The sequence below is a fragment of the Salinicola sp. genome (assembly GCF_982684285.1).
The window spans coordinates 1-7,476 of sequence record NZ_CEXLVS010000205.1 but is presented as its reverse complement, the minus strand read 5'-3'; the positions used below and the strand labels follow the sequence as shown (position 1 = coordinate 7,476).

Genomic DNA, 7,476 nt, shown 5'->3' with positions numbered 1-7,476 from the left:
CACCAGAAGACTCTCAAGTAGCGTCTATTCACGGCATTGCTCCGTAAGTTGTTCTATGTGTGTGTGTGTGTGTGTGTTTTCGCCATGACTGCTTTTCCCGCGCGAAATGTGATGGTTTGAAGTTCCACATGCTGCCTAGCGAACTCAGCTTGATTTGAGCAGGCGTGATGAAATGTACCAATTTCGCAACGGGTGCTTCACGATGCTGATCATGAATTGTGTCTGCTGGTCCTCCAGAATGAACAGAAGTTATGGATCGCCATCATTTACGCGCTCCGGCGTCGACTGGCAATCGACATGGCGATCCATAACGAGAATGCTCGCGATCGCGATCACGCTAGCCGCGCGAAAGGTTTTAGAACGCGATCGCGATCGGTGTGGGTTTCGGTTTCGTCAGCGATCGCGATCGGCTTGTTGGGGGCGCTGGCCCACCTTGGCGATCATCTCCAGCGCCGCCTCGCGGCGCTCGGCCGCGCTCATCTCCTTGCGATTGAGCTTGAGCGGCTCTTCCAGCATGGTCGCCACGGTCTTGCGCGGATTGAGCGACCCGTAGGGGTTCTGGAAGATGATCTGGACCTCGCGGCGCAGCGCCGCCGGCGGGCGCTGCCCCTCCTTCAACGACACCTCGTGACCACTGATGGTCAGCTTGCCGCTGGTGGGCGGCTCGATCATCGTCAATACCCGGGCCAGGGTCGACTTGCCGCAGCCGGACTCACCGACCACCGCCAGCGTCTGGCCGGGATAGAGCTCGAAGGTCGCTTCGTTGAGCGCCTTCACCGTCGCCGGCTTGGAGAACGGGCTGCCCTTGATCTGATAGTGGCGGGTGAGATTGACGGCGCTCAATACGGCATCGCGGCTCATGGGCGCACCTCTCTATGCGGGCTGGATTGCGGGTTGTCTCGCGCAGCGCCCGCCGCAGCCGGCGACGGCGAGATCCCATCTTCCAGGGGATAGTGACACAACGTACGGGCGGGATCGTCCGCGGCCGGTACCGGCTCCACCTCGCGACAGTGCTCGGTGGCGTACTGGCAGCGCGGATTGAACAGGCAGCCGCTCGGGCGATCGTGCTGGCCGGGAACGACGCCGGGGATGGTCGGCAGTCGCGCCTGATTGCCTGCGCGCTCCGGCAGCGCCGATAGCAGCGCCTCGGTGTAGGGGTGGCGCGGGTTGGCGAACAGCGACTTCACGTCCTGTTTCTCGACCTGGCGGCCGGCGTACTGCACCACCACGTGCTTGGCGGTCTCCGCCACCACGCCCATGTCGTGGGTGATCAGAATCAGCGCCATGCCGGTGTCTTCCTGCAGCCGCAGCAGCAGTTCGAGGATCTGCGCCTGGATGGTGACGTCGAGCGCGGTGGTCGGCTCGTCGGCGATCAGCAGGCGAGGGTTGCAGGAGATCGCCATGGCGATCATCACCCGCTGGCTCATGCCGCCGGATAGCTGATGCGGGTAGGCCTTGATCCGTCGCGCCGGATCGGGAATCCCCACCTGCGCCAGCAGATCCAGCGCCCGTTCGTGGCGCTCCTTACGCGAGCCGCCCAGGTGCTGCTTGATCATCTCGTCGATCTGGGTGCCGACGGTGAAGCAGGGGTTGAGGCTGCTCATCGGCTCCTGAAAGATCATCGACATCTCGCCGCCGACGATGCGCCGGCGCTGGCGCGAACTCAGCTGCTGCAGATCCTGGCCGTCGAACGCCATCTTGTCTGCGGTGACCTGCGCCGTCCACGGCAGCAGGCCCATGGTGGCGAGCATGGACACCGACTTGCCCGAGCCGGATTCGCCCACGATCGACCACACTTCGCCACGGTCGACGTTGATGTCGACGCCTTCCACGGCGGCAAACAGGCCACTACTGGTCTTGAAGCGAACGCTGAGCCCTTCGATATCTAGTAATGCCATGACAACTCCTCATCGCGTCGCCGCACCCGCCTCGAACGCCATGCGCCAGGGCGAGCGAAGCGCTCACGATCTTTTCATCTTCGGGTCCAGCGCATCGCGCAGGCCGTCGCCCATCAGGTTGATCATCAGAACGGTCAGCAGAATGATCAGCCCCGGAAATGTCACCGCCCAGTAGGCGCTACCCATGAACTCGCGGGCGTTGGCCAGCATCGCGCCCCACTCCGGCGTCGGCGGCTGGACACCCATGCCCAGGAAGCCCAGCGCCGCGATATCGAGAATCGCGGTGGAGAACGAGAGCGTCGCCTGCACGATCAGCGGCGCCATGCAATTGGGCAGCAAGGTATTGAACATCAGGCGCAGATGCCCGGCACCGGAGAGCCGGCTGGCGATGACGTACTCGCGATTCTTCTCGCCGATCACCGCGGCCCGTGTCAGCCGCACGAAGTAAGGCAGCTGAACCAGCGCGATGGCGATCATGGCGCTGGTCAGACCGGGGCTGAGGATGGCGACCAGGCCCAGTGCCAGCAGCAGGCTGGGGAACGCCAGCACCACGTCCATCACGCGAGTGATGACGGTCTCGACCCAGCCACGGAAATACCCGGCCAGCAGGCCGAGGAAGATGCCCACGCCCATCGAGATCACCACTACCATGGCGCTGATCGAGAGCGAATAGCGCGCGCCGTAGATCAGTCGCGAGAGGATGTCGCGACCTACCGCGTCGGTGCCGAGCAGGTAGCTCCAGCTGCCCTCGGCATGCCACACCGGCGGCACCAGCAGCGCCGAGCGATCCTGCATCGCCGGATCGTGTGGCGCGACCCATGGCGCGAACAGCGCGACCAGCAGAATGAAGACGATGAAGATCAGGCCGACCAGCGCGCCGCGGCTGGCGCTGAAATCGCTCCAGAAGGAGGCCAGCTGGTAGCGAAAGGTACCGGGCGCGGCGGGGGTGGAAATGGTACTCATGATGATAGCCCCCTGTTAGTGGCGAATGCGTGGGTTGATGACGCCATAGGCGAGATCAACCAGCAGATTGACGATCATCACGATGAACGCGATCAGGACCAGGCCGCCCTGCACCGAGGGGTAGTCACGTCGCGAGATCGCATCGATCATCCACTTGCCGATGCCCGGCCACGAGAAGATCGTTTCGGTCAGGATCGCCCCCGCCAGCAGCAGGCCGACCTGAAGCCCGATCACCGTCACCACGGAAATCAGCGCGTTGCGCAGGGTATGCACCATGATCACGCGAAAGTTGGACAATCCCTTGGCCCGTGCGGTGCGCACGTAGTCTTCGCCCAGCACCTCGAGCATCGAGGAGCGGGTCTGACGGGCGATGACCGCCAGCGGGATCGTCCCCAGCACGATCGACGGCAGGATCAGGTAGTGCAGCGAGGAGAGAAACGCGCCCCAGTCGCCGGCGATCAGGCTGTCGATGGTCATGAAGCCGGTGACCGGTTCGATGAAGTACATGTACGAGATGCGCCCGGAGACCGGGGTCCAGCCCAGGGTGCTCGAGAACAGCATGATCAGCAGCAGGCCCCACCAGAAGATCGGCATCGAATAGCCGGTCAGGCTGACCCCCATGATGGTGTGGTCGCGCGTCTTGCCACGCTTGACCGCTGCCAGCACGCCCGCCGGCAGGCCGATGATGACGGCGAACGCCAGCGCGAACAGCGAGAGTTCGAGCGTCGCCGGGAAGCGGCTCATGAACTCGTCCATCACCGGCGCGTGGGTCACCAGGGAGTTACCGAGATCGCCGTGCAGCAATCCCTTCAGGAAATCGAGATATTGGACGACCAGAGAGCGGTCGAAGCCCATTTGAGATTCGAGCTGGGCGTAGCGTTCGGCGGAAATGCCGCGCTCCCCTGCCATCAGCAGAATCGGATCGCCCGGCAACAGGCGAATGAAAGCGAACGCAACGATGGTGACGCCAATGAACGTCGGGACCAGCTGCGCCAGCTTGACCAGAAAGAATTTGAACATTTTGGAGTACTGGCTAGTCACGCGTTAAGACGCGGGGCGGCTGTCAGGGCCGCCCCGCGTCTCCGCTAGGAGAGAATCACTCGATGTCGACGCCTTCGAAGCTATGGCCGCCGAGCGGATCGATCTTGTAGCCGGTCACTTCCTTGCGCAGCGGCATGAAGACCGTGGAGTGGGCCAGGGTGTCCCAAGGTGCCTGCTCCTTGAAGATCTCCTGGGCCTGCTCGTAGAGCTTGGCGCGCTCTTCCTGACTATCCAGGGTGCGAGCTTTCTGGATCAGATCGTCGAACGGCTTGTAGCACCACTGCGAGCGGTTGGCGCCGCCGACACCGTCACAACCGAGCAGCACGCCCAGGAAGTTGTCCGGGTCGCCGTTGTCGCCGGTCCAGCCGAGGATGACCGCACCGTCACGCTTGGTGTCCGACGAGCGCTTCAGGTACTCGCCCCACTCGTAGGTGACGATCTGCGCATCGACGCCGACCTTGGACAGGTCCGACTGCATCAGCTCGGCGGTGCGGCGCGCGTTGGGCATGTACGGACGCTGGACCGGCATCGCCCAGATGTTCATCTTCAGGTTCTCGACCCCCGCGTCCTCGAGCATCTGCTTGGCTTTGTCGGGATCGTACTGATCGTCCTGGATGGCGTCGTTGTAGCCCCACATGGACGGCGGAATCGGGTTCTTGGCCACCTGGCCGGCACCCTGGAACACCGCATCGATGATCGCCTGCTTGTTGATCGCCATGTTCAGTGCCTTGCGCACTTCCGGCTTGTCGAACGGCGCCATCTGGGTGTTGTAGGCCAGATAAGCCACGTTCAGACCGGCCTCCTCGAGCACGTTGATGTCGTCGTTCTGCTGCATCTCCTCGACATCGGACGGGTTCGGGAACGGCATCACCTGGCACTCGCCGGCCATCAGCTTCTGATAGCGAACCTGGGCGTCGGAAGTGATCGCGAAGACCAGGTTGTCGATCGGCTGCTTGCCGCGGAAATAGTCCGGGTTGGCCTGGTAGCGAATGGCCGCGTCTTCACGATAGTTGACGAACTGGAACGGACCGGTACCGATCGGCTGCTGGTTGGCCAGCTCCGGCTTGCCCTCGTCGAGCAACTGCTGCTCGTACTCCTGGGAGTGGATCGAGGCGAAATCCATCGCCAGGTTGGCCACGAACGGCGCGTTGGGCTGAGTGAGCACGAACTTGACGGTGTGATCGTCGACCTTGTCGATCGACTTGATCAGCTCGCCCATCGACATCGAGTTGAAGTATTCGAAACTGCCGTTGGCCAGCTTGTAGTACGGATTGTTCTCGTCCATCTGACGCTCGAACGTCCAGATGACGTCGTCCGCGTCGAGCATGCGGCTCGGGGTGAAGTAGTCGGTGGTCTGGAACTTGACGTCGTCGCGCAGATGGAAGGTCACTTCCAGGCCGTCGTCAGACACGTCCCAGCTCTCGGCGATGGCCGGCTCGACTTCGGTGGTACCCGGCTTGAACTGGACCAGGCGGTTGTAGATCGTCTTGCTCGACGCATCGAAGGTGGTGCCAGCGGTGTAGAGCGAGGGATCGAACCCCTCCGGCGAGCCTTCGGAGCAGTAGACCAGCGTCTTGGCCATGACAGGGGTCGCGCCCAGCATCATGGCGGCGATGCCAGCCGCAAGCAGCGTCTTCTTCATTATCCATCTCCTGCACAGCTATCGCTGTTCTTGTGATATCGGCTTGTGGCCGCTTGTCATTGTGATGCCGGCCTGTCAGACAGCCGGCAATCGGCACAGACTAGAGCGTGAAGCAGCGTTTAATCAATTGTCCAATAGCGTGAGAAGGGGTGGTTGCAGCGCGGGGGCATTCAGTCTAGGAGGCTGTGATGGCCGTATGGGACAGGCCTGCGCAACGTCAGGCCAGCTTCATCGATGCCGCTGAGAAAGACTCAGTGCTGGAGCGCCTCCACCAGGCACAGCAGTGACATCGACTGCCCGTAGGCGGTGGGATGGATCGGGATGTCCCGGTAGAACTGCAGCGTGTTTCCCATCCGCGTACCGTAGGAGACGTTGGCAACCGTGCCGTCTTCCTCGATGTTGTCGATCACCGCCTGCAGCGCCAATCTGCCGGCACGCTCCCAACGTTCGTCGCCGTAACCGAGACGCGCCCCTTTCAGGAAGGCGTAGCCGAACGCCGCCGTGGCGGAGATCTCTTCGTAGGAGATCTCATCGTCGACCAGCGTTCGCCAAGCGCCGTTGGGGCACTGGTAGTCGAGCAGGGTTTCCATCTGGGCACGCAGTACCCAGCCGAAATAACGCTCGAGCGACGGTGTCAGGTCGGCGGTTTCGAGGAAATCCAGCAGGCCGGCGGAAATCCACGAGTTGCCCCGCGCCCAGCGGGCCCGCGCAAAGTTGTGATGGCCGTCGAACGTCCAGCCGTGGAACCACAGGCCGGTTTCGCGCTCGCTCAAGTAGTGGGTGTGTACCAGGAACTGAAGGCAGGCCTCTTCGGAGAGCTCCGGACGGTCGGCGGCCCGGCCATAGTTGGCCAGGAAAAGCGCAACCATGAACAGGGTGTCGTCCCAGAGCTCGTCGTCGTTGATCTTGTCCGAGACATTGTGCTGAAACCCGCCGCAGCGTGTGCGTGGCATCTCCGCCATCAACCGCTCGGCCCAACTGGCGAGGGCCTCCTCCCAACGGGGATCGCCGGTTTCCGACCACAGGATCGACAGGGCCAGCATCGGCGCGGTGGTATTGACATTGAGGGGAGGCAGTTCGGAGGACAACTGGGCCTCGTACCAGTTCTCCAGCAGCTTTTTCGCCTCTTCATCATGGGTATGCTGCCAGAGCCTGGCGATCCCGTAGAGTCCAACGCCCTGGGGCCACTCCCAACTGTTGAAACTGACGTAATCGCCCGCGGTGCCATCGAGATTGGGTTCGTGAAAGCGACCGTCGTGGCGCAGTTCGGTCAGCCCTCTGATGACAAGCGCGATATGACGTTTCAGTCCATCTTTCGAAATTTCTGGCAGAGCGCTCATGACACAACCATCCATGTAACCGGGAACACTTTGAGCGGAACGAGGGTGAGCAAGCCGCTTGACGCGACGCCTTCACGATCCACGGGATCAAGGCGCATGCATCGCTAGACAACGCACTCACGTCGGGGAGAGTTCAATCCGAAACGATCTGTTCCAGCAGGGGGCCGACGATGTCGTCTCGACGATACTCATCGATAAGCGGCTGAACGGCGCGACGAAACGGCTCCTGGTCAGGCCGGTTGACCTCCACCCCCATCTCGCGGGCATCGGCAAGGGCTTTCCGCACCGCTTCGTCCCATAGCCCGCGATAGGCCTCCGTGGCGTGGGCGGCCGCCTCGCGGACGATCTCCTGCTGCTCGTCCGTCATCTTCTCCATGGCACGGTTGGAGATCACCAGAAAGTCGGGAATACGCTGGTGCTGATCGAGGGAGTAGTATTTCGCTACTTCACCGTGGCGGCCGATGGTCAGGGCGGTGGGATTGTTTTCGGCACCATCGATCACGCCCGACTGTAGCGCGGTGTAGACCTCCCCGTAGGGAAGCGGCGTCGGCGTCCCCCCCATCAGTTCCACCATGCGGATGGAGGTATTGGA

At 62.4% G+C, this 7,476-nt stretch carries 7 protein-coding genes; all 7 read right to left on the bottom strand.

Translation table 11 applies throughout. The features are described 5' to 3' along the window. Positions 1-393: 393 nt before the first annotated feature. On the bottom strand, positions 394-861 hold the full coding sequence (locus AC3AYF_RS15865; protein ID WP_487779984.1) for an ATP-binding cassette domain-containing protein: 468 nt from the start codon (positions 859-861) through the stop codon (positions 394-396). Then, entirely contained in the window at positions 858-1,898 is a 1,041-nt protein-coding gene (locus AC3AYF_RS15860; protein WP_295037801.1) for an ABC transporter ATP-binding protein, read from the bottom strand. The genes AC3AYF_RS15865 and AC3AYF_RS15860 overlap by 4 nt, the downstream gene beginning before the upstream one ends. Before the next feature lie 63 nt (positions 1,899-1,961). Then, positions 1,962-2,861 (bottom strand): ABC transporter permease subunit, encoded by a 900-nt coding sequence (locus AC3AYF_RS15855; protein WP_295037799.1) that lies wholly within the window; start codon positions 2,859-2,861, stop codon positions 1,962-1,964. A gap of 15 nt (positions 2,862-2,876) precedes the next feature. Beyond that, positions 2,877-3,881 carry an ABC transporter permease subunit gene (locus tag AC3AYF_RS15850; RefSeq protein WP_487779983.1) on the bottom strand — a complete coding sequence of 335 codons (1,005 nt, stop codon included), beginning with the start codon at positions 3,879-3,881 and terminating at the stop codon, positions 2,877-2,879. A gap of 76 nt (positions 3,882-3,957) precedes the next feature. Next, entirely contained in the window at positions 3,958-5,544 is a 1,587-nt protein-coding gene (locus AC3AYF_RS15845) for an ABC transporter substrate-binding protein (RefSeq protein ID WP_295037798.1), read from the bottom strand. Positions 5,545-5,795: 251 nt separating this feature from the next. Beyond that, positions 5,796-6,884, bottom strand: a complete 1,089-nt coding sequence (gene bglB / locus AC3AYF_RS15840) for a beta-galactosidase BglB (protein ID WP_295037796.1) — start codon at positions 6,882-6,884, stop codon at positions 5,796-5,798. A gap of 133 nt (positions 6,885-7,017) precedes the next feature. Beyond that, positions 7,018-7,476 (bottom strand): TRAP transporter substrate-binding protein DctP (gene dctP, locus AC3AYF_RS15835; protein WP_295037795.1); only part of this gene is annotated, 459 nt, incomplete at its 5' end.